Genomic DNA, 22,480 nt, shown 5'->3' on the forward strand with positions numbered 1-22,480 from the left:
CCTTCAATTCCTGAATTACTAACGAATTTGAAGCAATGAGCTTAGGTATTTTTATGGTATATGAGTGAGGTCCAACCAACTCTTTATTTCATCATTTGTCTTCGAATAAGAACTGAGAGATAGCACTGTCGATCACGAAATTACGCGACGGTGTTATCTCGGTCTTCCTCGTTAGGCTACCATTGTTCTATGAGCGCTGATCATAACATATGGGGTAACATCAATGAGACAGAATTAGATCGTCTTTTCGAAATGTATCTCTCTGAAAGCAGATATTCAAAACGTTTGAGTCCTCGAACCATTAGAAGTTACCAAGAAGTGTATACAACCTTTAAAAAAATTATGCCTGAAGTAAAGGCACTGAACAACCTTAATTCTCGAACGGTGAGTGAATTTTTTAGAAGACTCAGTATTCGCAAAAGAAAGGTCGGGAATGAGGTTAAAATCGGTATCAAGGTTTCGACTACGAATACCTACTACCAAAAACTCATGGTCTTCTTTCGGTGGCTTGAATTGAATGAGTATATAAAGCATGGGGAATTGACAAATAAGATACCACGTCCTCCAACACCGGTGTACAATGATGACCGTGCACTCTCTAAAGAAGAAGTTTCGAAGTTTATCACAAGCATGGCACTTCACCGTTCAACTGACTCATTTGTATTCAAACGTGATCAAACCATTATCTCTATCTTACTATATGCAGGTTTGAGAAGAGGTGAACTACTTGGACTGAGGGTACAGGATATTAATTTCGAGACAAACATGTTATTTGTTAACCATGAGACGTCCAAATCGAAATATGATAGGTACATTCCCATGCATCGAAACCTAAGGACAATCATTGAAGAATATCTTTCAGAGCGAAAAAGAAGGAACATTACTTGCTCCTTTCTTATTGTCTCAACTAAAAGAGGAACACCTTTCACTGAGCATGGGTTAAAGCATTGGGTAAAGAAGTATAAGAAGTTATCGGGTGTTGATTTTCACCTACATCGTTGTAGGCACACCTTTACTTGTAACTTATCTAAGGCGGGTGCGGATGTGAAGACAATCATGAAACTTCTAGGGCACTCATCAATGGCAATGACCCTAAGATACCTCAGGTCTTTGAAACCAAAGGATTCATTAGTCTACATTGAGAAGTTACCATTTTGACTTCATTTGATGCTATGGTACACTTCTGATCATGCGCGTGTAGCTCAGATGGTTAGAGCGTTGCACTGATAATGCAAAGGTCCTAGGTTCAAGTCCTGGCATGCGCACTATCTAAACAACATATTGTTAATTATTTAGAATACTAACCTAAAATAAAAATGCTTATTTTAGTAGTGACTCGCTAGTTCAACGGATAGAACGTGGACCTGCTAAGTCCAAAGTGGGGGTTCGATTCCCCCGCGGGAATTTTTCTTCCCTTGTCGAAGGGAGTCTACATAATAAAAGAGACTGTCAGCAGCGACGGTCTCTTTTCTTCTTGTTTATATTGTTTTGATTAGTGTGAATTCCACAGCGATTAAGGAAATTTGAATGGGTAATACCTAAAGAATAACTACTATGAAATTAATAAGGTTAGACATTCACAATTTAAATAGTGACCACTCTATTCCAAGACCAATCCACGGTTCTTTGTTATAGTTCCGCTTTTCAGAGTCCTCACCGATGCTGTAATCTCGACCTAGGAAAACATCAATAAAAAATTAATGATAACTGTTAATTTCCTTTTTGAAAAACTCAATATAACTACTTCCCATATTGGTTTCAATAGCGCTGATAAAAGTCGAGTTTTCTATTAGGGATTTATACAAGTCAATGTAATTGCTTTGATGAAAATTCATTGCTATACAAAAGAAGCTTCTCGCAATAGCAGTGGAATCAAAAATCAAATCAAAAACAATCGTTCCATGATATCTTAGCCTAGCAATCCAGACATGTTTTGGATAAGAAGAAATCAGTGTTTTTCTTTTAAAATTATTAGCAATAGAAGAAACACTGATTTCATTTTTATAAATATTACTAAAATCTAAATAAATATCCCATTCATATTGTTCCGGATCTTGAGTAATTGTTCTCAATACAAAGTCTAGTCTTTTTACCTTAACCAACACTTCCTCAAATTGGATTCGGATTTTCCGATGCAATACTGCATGTGCACTAATAACCGTTGAAATTATATCCCTTGTCTGCCCACTTTGACTATCGGCAGGCATATCTGTAATAAGTTGATATTCTGACCCGTCAACATTTGTAGCTTGAATTCTAGTTCGTGCAAATGGACCGACTTGATCATCGTGCACATATATTTTTTCCATTTTATGTCCTCGTAAACTTATACTTGAAGTAGGCAAAAACGTAGCGTTTTTTTCAATATGATATCCTGTCATGGCAACAAGGTGAGCTCCTTGCGGTAACATAATACCTAATAAAACGGGAATACCAATCTTGTTATAAGCGTAGAGAAAAGCCCTAAAGACAAACATGTCTTTAAAGGGTTGGGGAACACCGTTAACAATTTTATTTCTGAGTTCTGCGACTAAACCTACCGATTTAAGAACATTTCCTATCTGATGGTAATCTAATCCGTGATTTGGAAAAGATCTACCAGAGGTCATAAATAAATTACCAGCTGAATTAGTTATATGATGAGGTGTAGGTGATACTGTTTGAAATAGCTTAGAGGCCTTGTTCAGTGCGACCCAAGTCGCCATTGTAGCGCATGCGCTTACAACTGTGTCTTGTTCTTGAAACACCAAGGATCTAAACTTGATTTTTGTTCCAAAAAGATTGAGTTTGTAAGTTTTTGTTGTGTATTGTCGTTCTTGAACATTCTCGAATGTTCTAAGAAGAGTTGGGCCAATAATTGCTTCTGGTAATGGTTTGGCAACAACGTGTCCAAGATAATTTAATTCGGCAAACACTCTTTTATGGGCTGAACCTCTTGGGTTCAAAATAGCTGCGGTAAAAGTTCTAGTCGTAAATTCAGATTGAAAAAAGTGAATCCTTTTTGTGTACTTGTCATAATCTTCAAAACATAGTGAATAATAATTGGAATAGTCATTCAAAAAAGATTTGCTGACATATGGAGACTCTACTACTATGGTGCCCGCAGAGAGTCCATTTAAATTTCCTAAATAGCTTAGAAGATATTTAAAATGATTCGGCTTAGTTTGAGAAATTTTTTCAGGAAGTAAATATTTGTTTGAAAGAGCTTCTGCTAAATTTTGCTCATTAAAAGGAAGAACAGTGAAATTATTGATTCTTTTTGACATTTTTAGACTTCAAACTTCCTGCTAAGACTTTCAGTATCAATTTTTGTAGATTCAATCAATTCCTTACTTCTCTTCATTACATCCTCAAATTCCTCTTTAAGTTCCTGACTTTTAAAATCCAAATCTTCAAGATTTTTGAGCTTAATTTGAATTAATTCAGTTTTCTTTTCGGACATTTTTAAAAAAGGCTTATTGTGCAAGATAATGCAAAAATTGAAAAAACGGCAATTTTATTTTCAAATGTTACCTAACATTAGCAAAAAAATCAATCTTTTTCTTTAAAATTGTTTTTCTTCATGATTTCTCGCAGTTTAGAATCAGACTTTAAACTTTGGATCAAAAAGTCGAGATCTGGTGTATTTTCTGGGGAATCATTGAAACTTCTAAAAACCATATCCATTTGCTGTCCATTCATCGATGGAATCAATTCTGTAAGTGTGTTCATAGCCTTTAAAGCTTCCTTTGAAATAGATTCATTCATTTTAATTTTTATCAAATCTATTATTCTTTTCTTTGCAGCCTGAGTTGATTTGATAGTCCGTAACTTTTCCATTCCATTTTTTACTACATCTTTAGGATCCAATCCCTCATCTCTTAATGCATCATCGATATTATCAACGTTTGAAAGTTGCTCAAATACTTTCTCTAGGTTTGATTTCGCACTCATGATTTTGTGTTTTTAATATTTTCCTCAATTCTTCTAATGTATCCGCCTAATCTTCTTGAAGCGTTATCGTAAACTTTTTTCTCCCAATTATACTTTTCACATATTTCGGATCTTTTGAATCCTAACATCAAATCTTCAAAAACAGTACAAACTTGCTCGTCTGACTGAATTTTTTGTCTCAGTAAACCTAAAATTTGATTTTTATTTATTGAATCAATGATATCATCTCCATTCTGTTCTGAAATCCAATAAATCTCAGAAGACTCTTTTTCATCCGTCGATTGGAATTCACTGCTTTTTTGAAGATTTGAGACTAGTCCACGAATCACATGATATTTTAAGTAATTCAATAATGATGATTTTTCAGGATTCCATTTCCATTCACCTACATACACCTTTTCAATTGCTTCCATCGCAATTTCTTCAGCAGAATATCCTTTTACTCCCCTACGATTCCAAAGCCCATAATATTTAAGTTGATATACTGCATGTAGGGTTGCAGATTTTATAACCATTGGCCAATCCTGCTTTTCTAATTCCTCTAGCACCATATCTAAAAATATATAATTGAGTTCCTATTTATATATGGTATCCAAAATAAAAAAATTGCAATTGCATCGTAATTTTTTCTATTTGCCTACCATCTTATTGTGAGCATAACGTGAAATTTATAATAAAGATGGACAAAAAAGAAAAAATTAGAGAAAAATCAAATAATCCTGAAAAACATAACCGAAACATTATAATAATTGTAAATGGTAGAGAAAAGAAAGTTGACTGCAAAAAATTGACGTTTGAAGATGTTATAATACTCGCTTTTGGACAGGTCTCCAACAACCCAAACATATGTTATACTGTTACCTATAAACGCGGTCCAAGTCAAAACCCAGAAGGTAGTATGGTTGAAGGAGATATAGTAGTAATTAAAAAAGGAATGATTTTTAATGTTACACAAACTGATAAGTCATAACAGCGATCTCAATAAGCTTTGGGAAGAGGGGTATGATTTGTTTATTAAAGACAATCATCTACTTATTCGAAATGTACCCTATGTCGATACCTTATCCAAAGTAAAATTTGGAACTTTAGTATCTACTTTGAATGTTTCTGGCGGAAAAACTTTAAAACCAGAAACCCACGTAGCCTATTTTCAGGGGGAAATTCCATGTAAAAAGAATGGTCAACCAATACAAGGTATTTTAAACTCGAGCAATAAGCGGAAGTTGACAAGTTCCATAGAAGTTGATCACTTATTCTCAAGTAAACCAAGAGCAGGGTATCCGGACTATTATGAGAAAATCAAGACATATGTGAACATTATATCTTCTCCTGCTGAATCTCTGGATAAGAACATTTCGGCTAGAAGTTTCAAAGTCTCCTTGGCTACTGAAGACGAGTCCATATTTCAATACTGTGACACAAACTCTGCAAGGGCAGGAATCAGAAATGTTAGTGATAAGCTTATTGGTCAAAAGGTTGGAATCATCGGTTTAGGGGGAACAGGTTCATATATCTTAGACTTAGTTTCTAAGAACCCTGTAGGGGAAATACATCTTTTTGATAATGATTTTTTTCTTCAGCATAATTCTTTTCGAGCACCTGGGGCCGCAAAGATTGAGGATATAAAACTCAGATTACAAAAAGTTGAATTTCTCAAAAATATCTATTCTAACATGCATAAAGGAATAGTAGCTCATCCATATCATATAGATTCTTCCAATGTAAATTCTTTGAAAGAGCTGGATTTTATTTTTATCTGTATTGATCGGGGCAACATAAAAAAACTAATAATTCCAATGTTATTAGAAAGTAATATTCCATTTGTTGATGTTGGGATGGGGGTGCAATTAGTTGATGATGAGTTAATTGGCACAATAAGGGCTACAACAGGAACAGGAAATAAAAATAATCATCTACAAAAAAGAATTTCCTTTGAAGATGCAGAATTGGATGATTATAACGCCAACATTCAAATTGCAGAACTTAATGCTATGAACGCTGCGATGGCAGTAATTAAATGGAAAAAAATCTTCAGGTTCTATCAAGATCATGAAATAGAGCATAATAGCTCTTATTCAATTAATGTAAATATGTTACTCAGTGAAGACCTTGAATCATAAATTTGTTGAATTTATTCCAGAGGAAATTAACGAAGGCTGTATCTATATTTCTTTAGAGTACACAACCTCAGTTCATAAATGCTTTTGTGGTTGTGGACAAGAGGTCATTGCACCCTTTTCCCCAACAGATTGGAAACTTATTTTTGATGGAGAATCAATATCACTTTCTCCATCAATAGGAAATTGGAGCTTTGAATGCAAATCACATTATTTTATTCGAAATAATAAAGTTCATTGGGCTAGAAGTTGGTCGGAAGAGGAAATAAAAGCAGGAAGGTTTGATGACAAAAAATCTAAAAATTTATTTTACAGCAAAAAGATATCCTCAAATATTCCAACACCTAAAAATCAGTTATTTCGAAAAAAGTGGAGTTTCTGGAGGTGGCTGATTGGAAGGAAATCTCAGTAAAATCTAAAATTTTTAAAAGAAGCTGAAGACAGAAACTAGTACATCGTTTCAACATTTGCTATGATGTTATTTGAGATAACCACACAATTCTTGGTAGAGCGTTGTGTAGATAAAACTAAACCATTTTTTGACTTATTAGTCCACAATCCCACATTTGTTGATTTTGTATTTCTTGCTATACTAAGTCAGTCGATACGATTTAATCAATAATTTTTTTAAATCAGTGTCTCATCTCAAGTATGGCGTCAGTAGATAGTCAAACGATTTGGACCCCTTAAGGATGCCAAACCTATAAATTCGTTATTCTATAGGTACCGTAAATACATTTACCACACTTTTTTAGAGCCTACAGAACTGATAATGGAGAGGTCCCAGGTTCAAATCCTGACATGCGCGCAATTGTTTTCATTTTTTTTGTATATTTACTTTAAATCTCCCTGGTTACATACTCCCCGATTAAATAAGAAGATGTTGGTAGCGTCTTCCTGATTCTTTGTTGCCTTTAAATTACATTTTAAACCTATCCGCTAATCTGGAGTATTTAGTACAAGTGTGGTGACCAGAGTATGTTGAGTATTAATTGTTCTATTTAATTTAGTTATTAAAACAAGTTAGACTATGTTACTTTCTGTTGAAGAGCTTAAACGATCAGGGCAAAGGTTCAGATCATTTGCCGATGAAGTAAAACTATCAAAGGTTCCTGAAATTGAGGAGGAAATGGATCAAGTTATAGAAGACGAGGCAATCGATAACAGAGTTAGGGATGGCAACATCATTGGTGACGATGAGAACAGAAGAAAGCGGCGGGAAATGATTCAAACTTTTGGTTTGGAGCCAACAGATTTCGCGTATGAAAGGGCAATTGGAAAAAATGATTCAGTATACAGTAATTTTATTGAGTTATTGATTGATGTTAAGCGCAAGGTTGGCAGGATTGTGGTCAAGAATGGATCTGATAATTTAGGTTATGCCACAGGGTTTATGATTTCTGAGGAATTGCTAATAACTAACTGGCATGTTTTCAAAGAAAAAGAGGATGTGGCAAATAGCGTGGTTGAGTTTAACTATGAACTTGATAAACATGGAAACGCTTTAGATCCAGTTACTTTCTCGTTTAACGTTGATGGGTTTTTCTACTCCTTCAAGTCACTGGACTATTGTATAGTAGCTGTTAACAAGCAAGACGTTACTCAAACGTATGAACTGAAGTCGATTGGATATATATATCTAGATCCAACAGTTGGAAAGTTGGGAGATGAGAACGAGGAATCTTTAAACATTGTTCATCATCCCAATGGGGATTATAAACAGTTATCCATTCGCGAAAACAAGTTTATAAAGATTTTAGATACTACGTTGTGGTATGAATCTGATACCGCTCAAGGCACTAGTGGGGCTCCTGTATTTAACGATCAATGGCAGGTGGTAGCATTGCATCACATGGGGGTTGCTAAAAGAAATGCGGAAGGAGATTATCTTGATAAAAATGATAAAGTCATTCCGATTATTGATGATAAAATAGAAGTTTCAAGAATTCATTGGATTGCTAATGAAGGTATTCGCATAAGCGTTATTCTTAAGCATTTAAAATCTAAGTTTGATGAGAATAATCCCTTCTTAAAGGGTATTCAAGTTGCTTTTGAAGCTTCTAGCCCACCAATCATCCATACTAATCCTTCAAGAAATAGTATTAACACCAATGACTCTCAAAATATGGAAGCAACCGATGATAAAGTAAATGTAGCCTTCCCTTCAGGACTACTTGATACTCATAAGAAAATTGACATTTCATTTTCTGTTGGTGATCAGAACAATCAAGTACAAAAGATAGCACCCAATTCTGATAACATAGATGAGTTTTTGGAAGAAAGTTTGCGCTTGGAAAGAAGCATGGATTACTCTCTGTGTAAGGGATACCAATCGAAGTTCTTAGGGCATATCATCGATTTACCGCTTCCAAAAATTGACGCCAGGAGGTTTGCTGCTAAAATTAATGGAACTGATAGTATAGTTCTAAATTACTTTAAGTTTAGTGTGGTTCAAAATGCATTTAAGAAAATGCCTTTTATTAGTGCAATTAATGTAGATGGTGATTCGGATAAAAGAAAGGATAAAACTAAGAGAGATGATAAGTGGATAAGGGATAATCGAATTGACCTAGACGTACAGCTGAATAATAAGTTCTATAAGAAAAGTGGGTTTGACCGCGGACACATGAGTAGAAGAGAAGATGCAAACTGGGGTGAAGATGCCCAGAAGGCTAAACGAAATGCTGATCTTACGTGTGTCCATACCAATGCTTGCCCCCAAGTGCCAGCACTCAATCGAAGCAACCGAGGTGGCCTATGGGGTAAATTAGAAAAGGTTATACTTGAGAAGGGAGCTGAGAAAGAAGGAAATGATACTAACAGGATAACTGTTTTCAGCGGCCCAATATTTAAACAAAGTGATCCAACATTTAAAGGTGTCCAGATTCCAACAGAATACTACAAGATTATACTTTGGCTTACCGATGATGGAGGTCTTAACGCAACTGGATTTACCCTCTCACAAGTTGATCTAATGGAAGATATCGACTTTGAGGCGATTGATTTGGACCAAAACATTGCCTTTAAAGAACATATGCGAAGTCTTGAGTTCATTCAAGAAGTTACTGATATTGATTTCTCCAACCTTTTTGAGTTTGATACCTTCGATTCTGATGGTGATCAGGAGGTCGAATTAAACTCAGAAGAAATGCTTATAAAACACCTTGACTCTAGTAGGAAGGCGAAGAAGAAATAGCTCCTGATTTAAGTGATTAGTAGAACTGATCATACTAGTATATTTCATGGAGATTGGAGTTAGCATAGCTTGATTAAGCAATTGAGCAGGTTTACGGGGATGTTACAGATGAAATATCGGCATAATGCGACCACATAAGTGTTTCATCCTAAATTCTTGAAAAGCAAGTCATTTTGAATTGTTCTTTTTCGTCTCTCAAAATAGATGCAACTCTTTCAGGGTCTTCCAGATTATTTTTTCTACTTCAGTTTTTGATAGGGATCTATGAGTTTTTTTCGACTTGCACATAACGTCCACGTCTATAATTTCGGCTGTCCCGAGCCAATGGATTTGGTTAAAGTTTAAAGATAGGAAGAAGTGGAGAGAATAATTCAGCCGCTAGCTGAATTATGACCTTTGTTGGTATTAGTACAATTCTAGTAGGAATTGGTCAACCCAGACGGGTAAAAGTTCATCCTTAAACTCTATAACTTCTCCATTAGTAACTTCTAGGACCAATCTCGGTGATTTACCTGAATTATCAAAAATGAAAGATCTGTAAGTTTGTTTGACGGCAGACTTCAACAATTTCATAGATCTTTCATACCTCTCAATAATTTTAGATTCTTTGACAGGATGTCCCCCCAATTTTACCCTTTGCTTAACCCTCGCTACATTTATTAACGGTGATTCTGTTGATATAAAGTATAAATAATTCTTATAACCCTTTGCAATGGATTCTTTCATGAACTCAATTTTTGATTCATGCGACATAACGGTTTCAAATGCAAACTTCTTACCCTCAAGAAGAAGAAGGTTTCTAGATAGATCGGCTATTAAAGCTGCTTCATAAGAATGTGTTTCTTGGTCTGGATTATGAATAGCGGTTCCGACCAATTCCAGGTCAATGCTAAAACCCTCTGAAATAGCCTTTTTATAAATTGAGTGGGAATAAAACTTTTTAGAAAAATTACTTGGTACTGAATCTATTCCGAGTGATTTTAAATCGAATGAATTTGTTTTTTTTAGATAATGCTCAATTTCATCAGCATTAATATAATGACCAAGATCAAAACTGTGATCAATTTGATTCAAAATAGTAGTTTTTCCAGAACCATTCGGTCCGGCAAAAACTCTCATTCTTCGACCTTTTTTAAATTCTAGTGGTCTCACCAACTTTTACTTTTCTGGGCTGTATTTTAAGGTCCTTTAATTCTTCGATTTCACCATCAGAATTTTCAGTCACAATTTTCGAGCCCAATAAATAAGTAATTGTGATGTTTTGATCTAGAGATCTATTTCGAGCCATCCTAATTGATCTTTTTACAGCTCTTAATATTTTAGGATGATGCTTTTTGGTATCTTCTATATACCAAAGATATTTTGCTTTTTCTGCCATATACAAATATAACGTTTCTATTACTAACTTAAGTATGTTTTACGCATTAATACCAACGTTCCGTGTATGGTGTCGTAGTACCCCAAAGAGTGCTCTGCATTATACATATTGTTTTTATTTTCATTTCTTTTACTGAGCTTTGGCTTTGATCTTTTCCACCACAGGAACGAGGATGGCAATTTGCAAAATTCTATTAGCCGGATTTTTTAATTCCCCAATTTTTCAAAATGTCATCAGTTATTTCTACAGTATTATCTTTATCAACATAAATTTTATATGGTGGTTTAAACTCATTTCCATACTTACTCCATTTTATGTTTGAATATAAGCTAGATAAATATTTTAAAGGTCTCCACGAGATGTCTAAGGAGAAAGGCTTTTTTTCTTTACTAAATTCATAAATTAAATTTGTGATTACCGATGCTAATGCGAGGGCAAATTCTTCTACTTCGGATTTATTTCCTGAATCTTTATTTTTAAATCCTACTTGTATTAAAGGATTATGTTTATTCACTGTATGTGGGAAAGGGATTGATGTGATATAATCAGAAGAAAGACCGTTGTAATCTAAAAATTTAACAGATGCACTTATTGATCGATAATACATATTTTCAGAAGGTCGTTCACCTTCATTAAATACTTTCTTCAATTCCAAAACACTTTTTCTATCAATAAAGTCAATCTTTGAAATTGATATTAATATTTGGGCAACCCACCAATCAAAATCAATTGAGTTGGGGTGGGCTTTACTTAAGCCTTTTATTTCTTCTGAAAAATTAACGGTTATTTCATCCTTAGCATTTTTAATTAATATTTTTCCATCAGCGAATTTATAATTATCTATTTCAGATAATTTTATCCAATCCTCTCCTTTATTGTAGGGAAGTTCTAGATGTTTTAATAATTGATTAGACCTAATGTTATCTAGACATCCGTTATAAATTATTAAAAGTTTCCAAAAAGTCTCAATAGTCATTCCTTCTGAGCGAAAATCAAGTATTTTTTCCCATAATAGACTGCTGCCTACATTTAATAGATGCTGTAAACGCTTCCATCCAAAAGGAGTATCTATAAAAGATGAATTTTTCAAAGGTTCCCTTGAAGGACTTAATTCTGGCTTAATTTTACCACGTACATCTGCAGTAAAAGGATGTTCAGATGTTGCTGCTGCTGTAATATGGCCCAAATACATTTTTACCTCATTGGCATATTCTTGTCTGCCAGGAGAGCCACATACCAGAATGCCGTCTAAGCAAATACTATTATCTTCTCTAGAGTAATAGTTATATGTAATATGATTACCTGATTCTTTAATGCGTAAAACGTTGTCAAAACTTGGTTTATCCTTGAATTTTTTGGTGTCAATACATTCCCATTGAGCTTCTTTGTTCTCTATTGTTGGCAATCCATTTTCATCTATAAGAAAACTTTGCCTCAAGTATCCTTTTAAGTTTAGGTTGACTTCTGATAAATCAATTTCAAAAGTTGTTTTATTCTTTATTTTTGCTTTTTCGAGAAAGGTTCTTTTCTTATCTATTGTTGCAGGAAGTTTAACTTCTCCTTTTATTCCATCTATTTCACATTTTGCGTGGATTAGGAATTCAGTTGCTAAAGCAACTCCCTTTAACCTTGTAACCAACCTGAGGTTATCCGAAAATGAATCAAAATAAAGTGACTTTCGTTTACTGTAAATTTTTATGGAAGTACCTACCTCTTGATTTTTATTTCCTTCTTTGATAACAATAAGACCATTGATGCCATTGATTTCGACAAATAATGGCTTCCCTTTTTCTTTCCCAACACCATAATCCTTTCTAGTGTGAATTTCTATTCTGTCCCCAAACATAAAACAAGACATAAAGCCAATACCAAATTGAGAACATGGTTCAAAATCTACCCCTTTTTCTTTTAATTCTGCTCTTTGACGCTCGAATTCAGGTGAACGATAATAACTCCTTCCAACTTTCCCTAAGAATTGAGTGACAATTGTTTCATCCATTCCACAACCATTATCTCGACATTCAAGTATTTCCTCATCATTTTTATTAATAAAATGCCTGAACCAAACTTCTCCATCTGTCCAAGACAAATTCTCCACTGAATATGAGGCTTTTCTAAGTCTTATTGCATCTAGTGAGTTTTGAAGAAGTTCCCTTACAAGTATGGAAGGGCTATTGTATAAGTTTTCGGTAAGGAGCAATTTGACAATTTCATCTCTGGATAATGAGAATTCCAAATCATGATAAATGTATGAATTGTTTTTTGGGCCAATTCGGCTTCTATCAACCTTTTCTGGTATCTCAAGTGTATAATGACTTATTTCTTTAGGGAATTCCCTTATTTTACTTGATACATTATTTAACTCTTCATCAATCCAGTTTAAAAAAGTTCTAGCTGTTTTTTCATAAGACGGATGCTCAAAATACATTGTGAATCTAATTCTATCTTTTGATATTTCCCAGCCTTGTACGTTTCTATGTTTTTGCCATTCAGTAGAACTTATTTTGCTAGTAAAATGTATCGATTTGAAAAGTATTTCAGGTGTTCTATCCGCATCAAAATCTAAAATGTCCGCAAGTCTTAAAACCAATGATAGAAGGATAGAATTAACTTTAAAAGAACCTATGTTTTCATCATATTGGAGACCGTTTTCAGGAGTAATCCAATCAACGGGTTTCACATGTGATAGACATACATTACTTAGGACTTCTGAAATATTTATTCCGTCTATTTCAAATCTTTTATCGTTTGAATAATTACCTACTATAAATTCTTTAGACCGTTGACCGTGACTATCTCTTAGATAATCCGTAAGCATTGCTGTTTTAAGTTGTTCTAGTAAATTCGATAATCTAACCCTTTCAGATTCCGAAATTGATGATGATTCGAATTGTTTAAGGGTGTCTTTATAATTTGGGTGATCTAGAAACCAATTATCACGATAAATTAAAAAATCATCTTTTTCTTCAAGTTGTTCAAATTCTTGCCCTGAAATCAACATTCCTTGGTCATGGAAAAAGGCTGACAATATTAATAGACCAATCTCTAAGCTGTTAAGGTTTTTTATTTGAGAACCTAAAACTTTACCCATTAATTCTGTTACTCTAAGAAAATGGGTTTTGTCATGTAAGGTATATTCTTGAAAATACTTAGGGAGCAGTTTAATTCTATCTGAGGCTTCATCACAAATGATAGGAAGTAAAGTAATAAATGCCTCTGTTTTGTTGTCTGATTTTTTCTTTAATTCTTTATAAAGTGTAGTATCCCTTACACTTTCAATATTGATGACCTTATTCATTATTTGTTATTAGGTTTTTTTACTCCTTAGAGTATTTAATGAAAAACAACGTGTTTTTGTATAGTGCTATTCATATAAATTGAATTTCAAATTCTCAATTTCATAACCTAATTTTATTTGAGTTACATAATTCAGCTTCTCTCAAAAAGGCATAAATTCCTCGTTAGTAATTCCACAATTTTTCCTAAAATAAATATTCGAAATTTTTATTTTCGGATTTTCTTTGAAGGACAATTCATTGATTTTAAGACTTCTATCTAATTCAGAATTTCTGCTTAAGACGAATGGTAAAGAATCGACATAAATTCATCGCTTACGTTGTCTAAATATTCTTCTCTATCCATATTAGTTACAGGATTGTTTTTGCATTATACACAATGTTTGTATAAAGATAGTCATTTATGTTATTCGTAAATTGCTATCTAAGTTCTACCCCCATAGGTTGATTATAACAACCTTTATTAAACCTTTAACATAACTCAGACTAAAGACGGTAAACACTCTTTCATAAAATTGGTGGATAAAAACAGTTAGCCTCCAGAGCTATGTTCTTTTAAAATTAGATGCTATACTATACCTGTCGATACTATTTTAATAATTAATTTTTTAAAACCAGTATTTCACCTTCAAATGCGTTCGGAGGTAGTCAAATGATTTAAATATACCTCCGCGGCACATAATTCCAGAATTCGTTATTGTATAAGGCTTATTTCGTCATTTTTACGAAAATAAAAGCGCCTACAGAACTGATAATGATGCGGTCGAACCCTAAGGCTTCGTTAATTTGCATAAAAGCTGAAATTTAAAGGAGATTCCACAAATTCTGAGGTTGATTCAGAAGATATTTGGCTACCATTGCTCGGAGATGTGGTCCAATGGATTTGAAGAGATGGGATACTGGTTAACCTCTATGCTCATTACTGAACTACTTGAACAATTTTGCAATTACTCACAACATTTTAAAGGACAATCAAAATATACCTTACAACGATACCGGAATACTGTAAAGCTATTGTGTAAGGTAACAGGAAAGTCAAGGCTTGAAGATATTTCCAAGCATGATATTTCCAATTTCTTTCTTGAGGGTCGAGTCAAACGATTGTGGAAACCTCAAACCTTCAGAGCATATTACATGAGCCTCACGGTATTTTTTAGGTGGTGCATTAAGGAAGGTTATTGTCAAGAAGGTCTTCTTGATGGGATAGAGCTTCCGAGAGTGGAAAAAAGCCTCAAGCGTGGGTTGAGTCAGTATGATGCCCGAAAACTCCTAGAGCACACTCTTAGCCTCCCATGCGAGTCTGAGTTTCAGAGGTTGCGAAACCATGCAATGTTCGCCACTTTTATCTTTACTGGTCTCAGAAGAAATGAACTCTTGAACTTGAAGCTTGGAGATGTAGACCTCATCCAACGGTCAATCTTTGTTCGGTTGGGAAAAGGAAACAAGGATCGCATGATTCCCATGAATGACAGTCTCGTTCCTATTTTAGAACGGTACGTGGCTTTGCGTAGTGCAAAGGGGAAAACATGTCTGAAGTTCTTTACCTCCTCCAAGAGAAATACCGGATTTACCGAACACGGTTTGAAACACCTAACAACCAAATTGAAAAAAGTATCACAAATTACCTTCAGTATACATACACTCAGGCATACCTTTGCACGCTTCATGCTCGAAGGTGGATGCGACATCTTTAGCCTATCGAAGATGATGGGACACAGTGATATTAGGATGACGACACAGTACATGTACGCAAGTCCTGAGCACCTCAGGAATCAGATGGTAAAGCATCCATGGTCTGTCGGTGTTCACTCTGGCCATAGTCCAATCCCTGAACCATTCCAATCGATGTTTTATCAAAGTTAGTGTATAGGGTAGTATCCAAGTACCCATTTTCTGCGATACTTACACCCGTGAAACCATATTCTAGGGGAATAAAATACTTTGCGAAAACGAACTTCAGGAATGCAAATCAACTCTTTGGCATACGTGACGAAGACATGCAATACCACTGTGCCTTAATTGGTGGGAGCGGGAGCGGAAAGTCTAATGTGCTAAAATCGTTCATGTTATATGACCTCCATAATGAGAAGAATTTTTGTCTCATTGATCCCCATGGTGACCTCATCTCATTTATCAAAGATCGAATTCCTGAGCATAGAAAAAGGGATATGGTTTATATAGATATTCCTAATCCTAAACTGAATATAGGATACAACCCTATCAAGAAAGTCTCAAGAGAAAAACGGAGCCTTGTCGTCAGTGGGATACTTGAAATTTTTGAGCGATTAAGTGGTCCAAATGGATGGGGACACAAGTTATCACACATCCTACGCCACTGCCTCTTGGCTATTTGTGATTATCCTGAGCAGCTAAACTTTTCCCATGTTTTAAAGATATTGCGTGATAAGGATTTTCGTAGTGAGGTTGTCAACCACATTAAAAATGACGAGGTGAAAGAGTTCTTCATCAAAGAATTCAAACAGTACAATCCTAAATATGATTTCATTCCGGTGTATTCAAAATTAAGTTTCTTAGCACATCCTGCAATTAAGCGTTTGTTGGTAGATAACCCGGATGAGGTGTCACTACGCAAAGTGTTAGACGGAAAAATCTTATTGGTCAATTTGGCTGTGGGGTCAATTGGACTTGACACTGCAACTTTGCTTGGTTCGCTGTTAATTACCTCCCTCTCGTCTGCTGGATTCAGTCGGATAGATACACCCGAAGACCAACGAAAACCATTCACCGTCTACATTGATGAAGCTGCCACCTTTGTAAATACAACGAACCTTGCAGCTATGCTCGAAACTCTACGAAAAATGAAGGTAACGATGTGTCTGGCAATTCAGCATCTATCACAACTTGATTTACGTCTCAAGGATAGCCTCTTTGCAAACGTTGGAAATGTTATATCCTTTTGCACCAACGCTTCCGATGCCGAATACCTAGTCAAGCAGATGCACATTGATGACCACCGTCTAACCCCCTTTTCGTTAGGTGATTTTGTCCGTATGAGACAATACCATTGCATTGTGAAAATGATGATTTCTGGCCAAAATGTGAAGCCATTCACTGCTGTTACCATTCAGTACGATGACTACTTCTAGCGCGGTGTTATCTTCAATTTCTCGTGAAGGCAATACTAATGCTAAATCAAAAACATTAGAATAATGAAAACAATAAAGAAAGAAAAGCCTATGAAGGTCACTGAGCTGTATGAAGTTAGCATTGTTTACCGACGTCCCATCTATGATACTATTCCAAAAATTATGAGTTCACAGCATGCCTATGAACTGATTCTTGAACTCGTTGATCAAGACATCATAGACTACAAGGAGTACTTCTGGGTACTCTTGATGAACCGAATGAATGAGGTACTTTATTTTTCAGAAATCGGGAAAGGTAGCACTGTTGGAGTTGCAGTCAACACTAAAGAAATATTTGCTTTGGCAATCACAACAAACACCAGTGCCTTAATTGTAAGTCATAATCACCCGAGCGGAAACCTAAAACCATCTGAACAAGATAGACAGATGACTAAAAGGTTACAAAAGATGGCTAAGATATTAGATATTGAACTGCTTGATCATATAATAATAGCCAGTAATGGATTTTACTCCTTTTCTGATGAAAATACCCTACCGTATTAGGTAGGGTATTTAAATATGTTCAAAAATGAGGATATATTTTTCCTTTTAATAAGTCTATTTTTTTAAATAGGGATACCGAAAATCTGTCTTACCATCTTTGTGAAAAAATAGCTCTCCATTTTTAAAAACTAATTTGCTTGGTAACATATCATAAATAATAGCACGTTCAATATTAGGTTGAACATTAACCTTGATATTACTATCAATAAGCTTGTTAATATCTAACGAAATAACATCATTGCTACTAACATTTTTAAAACCTAGTTTTTTAATGTGTTTAGGTTTTATAAAAATTTTTCCTTCTTCATTTAGGATAAAATGTTCTTCTTCATCAACAAATAGTGTTCTTCCTATCATAACTTCTCCACTATTGTCTAAAACTTGAATGAATATAGAGTCACTTTGACGGCTATTTAAGGATTCTAATTCCATTGATCCCTTAATTAATTTTGGAGGAATGTCTTTGAAATTTAAGTAGATCGTATCGACATTTACACTCCAGATACCAGTAACAGTCATGTCTCCAATCATATCTTGATGAATTGAATATTGGAAACTATCATCCTCATTAAGCGTAACACTGCTAAAATTTGGAGGTATTTGATTTTCATAAGTTCCTATAATTTTCTTTTGAGAACTTGAGCAGTTCCATAAGAAACATATAATAAACACTTTTAAAATTATTTTCATCTTTTTATTTTTTAATTACTACCATTATATGTCCTTCCATTAACTCTAAATGCCTGACGATAATATCTAGAATAACTATTAAATGTAGCATTTTTAATAGCTGGAGAAGAATTTGATTTTAAAGTTTTTTGTATTTCAACATGATTACTTATACTCAATGGGCCAGTAGGTAGGCTCAAGTATCCTTGTGGTAAGTCGGCAATTCTCATTATACTATTGTTTTCACCGAATAATCTGGCTCTTTTATATCCTTCTAGCTCATCCATTTTATCAAGTAAGAATATACCTCCCCAGGCCCCTTTAGCTCCTAGACTTGTATTACCTGTTTCAAACTGATAAGCATGTTTTAATTCGTGAGCGAATAGCCCTAAATCTGTTCCACTAGAAACAGTAATTTCAACATTCCCATTTTGAAAATTATATCTAGTTTTATTTGTTATTGTACGATTGCCTATCAAATCTCTTTGCGTTCCACCGCTATCAGTAATAACATCATATACTTGATCTGAAGCTTCTAATATTGCAATTTCATCTTTTACTGACCCGAGTTCTGAGTTTTGATTATTTCTACGTTTAATTCTATTTCGAATTCTACTTGCTTTTTTACTATCTCCTTGTCCACTTTCCATCAATTGATCTAAGACTTCTTGTTCTTCTGTATTTCTTTCATTATTTCTATTTTGCCTGTTATCAATATCTCTCATTATTCTGCGAACCCATTCCCAGGCAGCATCAGTAAATTCATTTCCATCAATATCATAATTTCTTATTGGATTATTATCAGCATAGTGATAAGGTGAATTTGAAACATATTTTTCTGCCATATTATCTATTCCCACCCATCTACCTAATGAGGCATCAAAATTTCTCCAGCCATAATCTGTCCAGTCAAGTTCAAGCTCCTGATTGAGTTCCTTTCCATTATACTTTCTATTTTGTGCAAGTGAACTTCCATGAGGAGAAACAACATCATTATACCCTTTTTGTTTGAGTCCAAATGGATAGTAATTAGATTCTTCAATGATCTCAGAAGATGGGGTGATAGCACCATCCAGGTTGCTGTCTGCATAAGACAGTCTTATATTTCCTAAATGATCTTTGTATTGAAAGACATATTCAAATGCACTATAAGTAGTTACACCGTTCGTTGACCCTTTTACCTGTTGAGTTTCTATCACTGGCTTTACATAACCTTCAGGATGACCAAAAAATTGTAACTCGGCAGAAGCTAAATCACTTCCGGAATATACATAGTTCCCAGCATAATACGTACTTGTAGCTCCTCCATCGGTTAGTGTTTTTTGTAATTTCACACCGGTAGCATCATAGACAAACCCAATGGTAGCAGTTGTTCCGTTATTCACAGTGATAAGGGTTGGAAGGTTTAAATGGTTATAGGTAATAGCCGTAATATTCTTGTTCTCATCCTTGGTCATATTACCGTTGTCATCGTATTCAAAGTCTATTGCCCCTGTATATCCGTCATTAAAGCCTAAAGCTTTTAGGGTAGCTCCATCACCTGCAGCATCATCTACCTTTTTAAGTTGGTTACTATTAGTGTCATAGGTATAGGTTAAGTCATCCCACTCACCACTGGTACTACCATTTTCATCACGCCCTTTTCTGATCAGGCTTAGAATGTTTCCATTTTGGTCATAGTCCAGGTTACTTAGATCATGTTTATCATTAGCTGCCATGAGTGCCAGTGTTGTGCCTTTATAGCCTGTGGCTGTTTTAATACGGTTGAGGTCATCATACCCATAAGCATAACTGCGTATATTCGTATCATTATCATCGGTCGCACTTTTCCATAAGGTTTGTGCAATATTACCATTGTATAGTTTATCCCCTGAAGCGTTTCCTTCCAATTTATTGTAATTGATCCTGAATTCGAACAAATCATAATTGGCCCCATAACCAGCACTTTCTACGTCATTGATGTCGGTAAGCCAGCCCCGTACGTTATAGAGATAATCTACGTTTTGCAATTTCTTATCCAGGTCAGTACCAAATAAAGTAAAATCTTCGATCTGTGCCGTACTGTGATATAAAGACGCTTTTCCTATCATGGTACTCTCTCCACCGGTATCAGTTATCGTTCCAATGGTTACACTTCCTTTTTTATAGGTGATCAAGCTACCGACCCGTTCTACAGAGAATGTATCATCGGCCTCATACCCTGCTACAACCGTGGATTGTAATACGCCATTTTTGATCAGTTTTACATCTTTTAGATTATCGGAATTGGTATCCTGGTCAGAATGATAAATACCAAAGTCATAGGAGTTCCAACCCCCTCCATTGGTCGTTTTTTGCAAACCAACCTGTGTGATCTTGTCATCAGTTGAGATCACATAACTCACCCCTCCGTCTTCCAGAAGTTCTCCCTTGGTCTTGGCTCCTGCATCCCAGGCATTGGTGGAGGTATTCTTAACCAGTTTGCCATCATAGGTCATATCGGCATTGGTGATCTCTGTATAACCAAGCACATAGGTTTCCCCTCCCACATCTTTGCGTTCCAGTTGACCTAATTCATCATAGGTATTCTCAGAGATGAGTTGTATGGGTTCGTTGTCCAGTTTTTGGGTGTGGGATTTAAGTCGTCCTATATGGTCATAGGAAAAATAATCATAAATATACAAAATAGGATTATCTCCCATCTTGTGGGTAGTAGTAGTTTCAATAACCTTCCCCGTAAAATCAAGATCTATTCTTACAATATCATCAGCATCCAGGTATTCATTCAAAGAACGAGTGTAAATAGCACGTCCTTTATCATCATAGCCGGTAGCCGTAACGGTCCAGTCACTTGTGCCCAACACACGTACCCTGCTCACTGTCGGCAATCCTTTGGTATCACTAGAAATAGTTTCCCCATAGGACGAAACTGGAAGGCTTATGGTTCCCATACTGTTACCCATATCTACATAATCATCATAGTAGTTTACCGTAAGTACTTGCAGGTCAACTGTAGGATAGGCAAAGTTGGTATAATATACATTAGTGCCTCCAATAGAAGTGGCGGTTACGGTTCTCTCTTCACTGGTATAGGTAGGTGCCTTTAAAGTCGTTTCCATATCAGAGCGTTTGGTTCCATTAACATCCGTAAAGATTCCTGTATAGACCACTCGTCCAAAATCATCGTATTTGGTAAAGAGCCATTGATCACTATCTCTTAGATTAGCATCCTGAGTAATGACAGGTCTGTCCAAAGCATCATAGAGTATAAATTCCTCTTCTTTTCCCGGTAGTTTCTTATCAGTTAACCGATTTCTGTCATCGTATTTATACTGGTAGCACAATTTATCGAGAATGGTCTGGTGTCCCGTAACAAGAGCTCCTCCACTACCTACAATCTGTTCTGAGCCCTCAGGTGAGAGTACAAAGGTGAGATTTCCATGATCATCATAGACATAATACGTATCATGATAGTTAGGATCCTGAGGTGTTCTGTTTGGATCAAAAACAGAACTTCTTTTTAAAACCACCTGTCCACGCTTATTGGTGTATTGATAGGTAATGCCATAAATTCCATCGGCAGCGAGCCAATTTTCATCTTTAACTCTTCTTTTATGTAATTCATGTGCCGGGTAATAACCATTGGATTCTAATTGTGGTGTATTGTTTGAAAGGTCTACTGAAAAACTAATAACCTCACTTGTCAGGTTCGTGTCATAATCATATTTGATGGTATGTTCTCCTCCATACTGTGCTCGCCAGTCCATTCCCGGTGCTCCTTGCTCTGATACTCTACCCAGAAGTGAATTTTCAAATATCTTTTCAGAAAATGGATTGTCCCAATCCGGAGTATGTCCGGGAGGTTGATAAAAATCATCTGGGAATTTAGTCTTATAAAAGGTTTTTAACTCACTATAAATGGTGCCTGTTTGAGGAACATAAAAGTTCCCGCTATTTGGAGTAACAGGTAGTGGTAAATAGTCCTTGGGCTGTCTACCCAAACCATCATATTCAACTGGAGTAACAAGATCTTCACGATCTCCACCTGCTCTCTGTGCAATACTTTGTATGGGTCTTCCTATACCATCATAATAGGTAATGGTTTCTATTTTGTTATCATCAGTAACATTTCCATCAGTGGTTTCAGTTTGATAGGCTGTTGTTTTGACATAGTTCTCTGTGGTTGTCTGTCCAATAACTAAAACTGGTAACAACACGAATATGAATATCAATAGTTTTTTCATGGTTCTTACTTTTTTTAG

General features: G+C 35.3%; 16 protein-coding genes, 1 tRNA gene and 1 pseudogene. 9 read left to right on the forward strand and 9 right to left on the reverse strand.

What is annotated here, in order from left to right:
* Positions 1-342: 342 nt before the first annotated feature.
* A complete protein-coding gene (locus ACY2RT_RS06360; protein WP_490155064.1) occupies positions 343-1,158 on the forward strand; it encodes a tyrosine-type recombinase/integrase in 816 nt (271 codons plus the stop codon).
* Positions 1,159-1,191: 33 nt separating this feature from the next.
* Positions 1,192-1,265, forward strand: a tRNA-Ile gene (locus ACY2RT_RS06365).
* 432 nt (positions 1,266-1,697) lie between these two features.
* On the opposite strand, the gene ACY2RT_RS06370 is transcribed toward ACY2RT_RS06365, so the two are convergent.
* The 4 genes from ACY2RT_RS06370 to ACY2RT_RS06385 all read right to left on the reverse strand — a co-directional run bounded on the left by ACY2RT_RS06370 (position 1,698) and on the right by ACY2RT_RS06385 (position 4,484).
* A complete protein-coding gene (locus ACY2RT_RS06370; RefSeq protein ID WP_490155065.1) occupies positions 1,698-3,266 on the reverse strand; it encodes a hypothetical protein in 1,569 nt (522 codons plus the stop codon).
* A 2-nt stretch (positions 3,267-3,268) separates the two neighbouring features.
* Complete coding sequence (locus ACY2RT_RS06375; RefSeq protein ID WP_490155066.1) at positions 3,269-3,442, reverse strand: hypothetical protein; 174 nt, start codon at positions 3,440-3,442, stop codon at positions 3,269-3,271.
* 89 nt (positions 3,443-3,531) lie between these two features.
* Positions 3,532-3,933: a hypothetical protein gene (locus ACY2RT_RS06380; RefSeq protein WP_490155067.1), complete on the reverse strand. Its 402-nt coding sequence runs from the start codon at positions 3,931-3,933 to the stop codon at positions 3,532-3,534.
* The gene (locus tag ACY2RT_RS06385) at positions 3,930-4,484 is read right to left on the reverse strand and encodes a hypothetical protein (RefSeq protein ID WP_490155068.1); all 555 of its coding nucleotides are present in this window, start codon (positions 4,482-4,484) and stop codon (positions 3,930-3,932) included. Before ACY2RT_RS06385 ends, ACY2RT_RS06380 begins: the two co-directional genes overlap by 4 nt.
* Positions 4,485-4,612: 128 nt before the next feature.
* Between ACY2RT_RS06385 and ACY2RT_RS06390 the strand changes: the two genes are divergently transcribed.
* The 4 genes from ACY2RT_RS06390 (at position 4,613) to ACY2RT_RS06405 (ending at position 9,246) form a co-directional block, all read left to right on the forward strand.
* On the forward strand, positions 4,613-4,903 hold the full coding sequence (locus ACY2RT_RS06390; RefSeq protein WP_490155069.1) for a multiubiquitin domain-containing protein: 291 nt from the start codon (positions 4,613-4,615) through the stop codon (positions 4,901-4,903).
* On the forward strand, positions 4,878-6,053 hold the full coding sequence (locus ACY2RT_RS06395; RefSeq protein ID WP_490155070.1) for a ThiF family adenylyltransferase: 1,176 nt from the start codon (positions 4,878-4,880) through the stop codon (positions 6,051-6,053). Before ACY2RT_RS06390 ends, ACY2RT_RS06395 begins: the two co-directional genes overlap by 26 nt.
* On the forward strand, positions 6,043-6,462 hold the full coding sequence (locus tag ACY2RT_RS06400; protein ID WP_490155071.1) for a ubiquitination-like system serine protease family protein: 420 nt from the start codon (positions 6,043-6,045) through the stop codon (positions 6,460-6,462). The genes ACY2RT_RS06395 and ACY2RT_RS06400 overlap by 11 nt, the downstream gene beginning before the upstream one ends.
* Before the next feature lie 618 nt (positions 6,463-7,080).
* On the forward strand, positions 7,081-9,246 hold the full coding sequence (locus ACY2RT_RS06405) for a DNA/RNA non-specific endonuclease (RefSeq protein ID WP_490155072.1): 2,166 nt from the start codon (positions 7,081-7,083) through the stop codon (positions 9,244-9,246).
* Between the two features lie 405 nt (positions 9,247-9,651).
* Here the strand turns inward: ACY2RT_RS06405 and ACY2RT_RS06410 are convergent, their stop codons facing one another.
* From ACY2RT_RS06410 to ACY2RT_RS06420, 3 genes are all read right to left on the reverse strand, one after another.
* Positions 9,652-10,365, reverse strand: a complete 714-nt coding sequence (locus tag ACY2RT_RS06410) for an ATPase (RefSeq protein ID WP_490155073.1) — start codon at positions 10,363-10,365, stop codon at positions 9,652-9,654.
* Between the two features lie 13 nt (positions 10,366-10,378).
* The gene (locus ACY2RT_RS06415) at positions 10,379-10,624 is read right to left on the reverse strand and encodes a hypothetical protein (RefSeq protein ID WP_490155074.1); all 246 of its coding nucleotides are present in this window, start codon (positions 10,622-10,624) and stop codon (positions 10,379-10,381) included.
* Positions 10,625-10,817: 193 nt separating this feature from the next.
* Positions 10,818-13,922 carry an HD domain-containing protein gene (locus tag ACY2RT_RS06420; RefSeq protein WP_490155075.1) on the reverse strand — a complete coding sequence of 1,035 codons (3,105 nt, stop codon included), beginning with the start codon at positions 13,920-13,922 and terminating at the stop codon, positions 10,818-10,820.
* A 910-nt stretch (positions 13,923-14,832) separates the two neighbouring features.
* On the opposite strand from ACY2RT_RS06420, the pseudogene ACY2RT_RS06425 reads away from it, so the two are divergent.
* The 3 genes and pseudogenes from ACY2RT_RS06425 to ACY2RT_RS06435 all read left to right on the forward strand — a co-directional run.
* A pseudogene (locus tag ACY2RT_RS06425) lies at positions 14,833-15,666 on the forward strand (tyrosine-type recombinase/integrase); the annotation flags it as partial.
* Positions 15,667-15,983: 317 nt separating this feature from the next.
* On the forward strand, positions 15,984-17,027 hold the full coding sequence (locus ACY2RT_RS06430) for a type IV secretory system conjugative DNA transfer family protein (RefSeq protein WP_490155076.1): 1,044 nt from the start codon (positions 15,984-15,986) through the stop codon (positions 17,025-17,027).
* Positions 17,028-17,090: 63 nt separating this feature from the next.
* Positions 17,091-17,570, forward strand: a complete 480-nt coding sequence (locus ACY2RT_RS06435) for a JAB domain-containing protein (RefSeq protein WP_490155077.1) — start codon at positions 17,091-17,093, stop codon at positions 17,568-17,570.
* Between the two features lie 54 nt (positions 17,571-17,624).
* Here the strand turns inward: ACY2RT_RS06435 and ACY2RT_RS06440 are convergent, their stop codons facing one another.
* Both ACY2RT_RS06440 and ACY2RT_RS06445 read right to left on the reverse strand, forming a co-directional pair.
* The gene (locus tag ACY2RT_RS06440; RefSeq protein ID WP_490155078.1) at positions 17,625-18,260 is read right to left on the reverse strand and encodes a hypothetical protein; all 636 of its coding nucleotides are present in this window, start codon (positions 18,258-18,260) and stop codon (positions 17,625-17,627) included.
* Positions 18,261-18,271: 11 nt separating this feature from the next.
* Positions 18,272-22,462, reverse strand: coding sequence for a DUF6443 domain-containing protein (locus ACY2RT_RS06445; protein ID WP_490155079.1), 4,191 nt, complete (start codon positions 22,460-22,462; stop codon positions 18,272-18,274).
* Between the last annotated feature and the right edge of the window lie 18 nt (positions 22,463-22,480).

It is taken from the genome of Ulvibacter sp. 2210JD10-4 (assembly GCF_058148525.1).

Coding starts and splice junctions, on each gene's coding strand:
- ACY2RT_RS06360 (WP_490155064.1), top strand. CDS start 343: ATGCCTGAAGTAAAGGCACTGAACAACCTTAATTCTCGAACGGTGAGT.
- ACY2RT_RS06370 (WP_490155065.1), bottom strand. CDS start 3,266: ATGTCAAAAAGAATCAATAATTTCACTGTTCTTCCTTTTAATGAGCAA.
- ACY2RT_RS06375 (WP_490155066.1), bottom strand. CDS start 3,442: ATGTCCGAAAAGAAAACTGAATTAATTCAAATTAAGCTCAAAAATCTT.
- ACY2RT_RS06380 (WP_490155067.1), bottom strand. CDS start 3,933: ATGAGTGCGAAATCAAACCTAGAGAAAGTATTTGAGCAACTTTCAAAC.
- ACY2RT_RS06385 (WP_490155068.1), bottom strand. CDS start 4,484: ATGGTGCTAGAGGAATTAGAAAAGCAGGATTGGCCAATGGTTATAAAA.
- ACY2RT_RS06390 (WP_490155069.1), top strand. CDS start 4,613: ATGGACAAAAAAGAAAAAATTAGAGAAAAATCAAATAATCCTGAAAAA.
- ACY2RT_RS06395 (WP_490155070.1), top strand. CDS start 4,878: ATGTTACACAAACTGATAAGTCATAACAGCGATCTCAATAAGCTTTGG.
- ACY2RT_RS06405 (WP_490155072.1), top strand. CDS start 7,081: ATGTTACTTTCTGTTGAAGAGCTTAAACGATCAGGGCAAAGGTTCAGA.
- ACY2RT_RS06410 (WP_490155073.1), bottom strand. CDS start 10,365: ATGAGAGTTTTTGCCGGACCGAATGGTTCTGGAAAAACTACTATTTTG.
- ACY2RT_RS06415 (WP_490155074.1), bottom strand. CDS start 10,624: ATGGCAGAAAAAGCAAAATATCTTTGGTATATAGAAGATACCAAAAAG.
- ACY2RT_RS06420 (WP_490155075.1), bottom strand. CDS start 13,922: ATGAATAAGGTCATCAATATTGAAAGTGTAAGGGATACTACACTTTAT.
- ACY2RT_RS06430 (WP_490155076.1), top strand. CDS start 15,984: ATGTTATATGACCTCCATAATGAGAAGAATTTTTGTCTCATTGATCCC.
- ACY2RT_RS06435 (WP_490155077.1), top strand. CDS start 17,091: ATGAAAACAATAAAGAAAGAAAAGCCTATGAAGGTCACTGAGCTGTAT.
- ACY2RT_RS06440 (WP_490155078.1), bottom strand. CDS start 18,260: ATGAAAATAATTTTAAAAGTGTTTATTATATGTTTCTTATGGAACTGC.
- ACY2RT_RS06445 (WP_490155079.1), bottom strand. CDS start 22,462: ATGAAAAAACTATTGATATTCATATTCGTGTTGTTACCAGTTTTAGTT.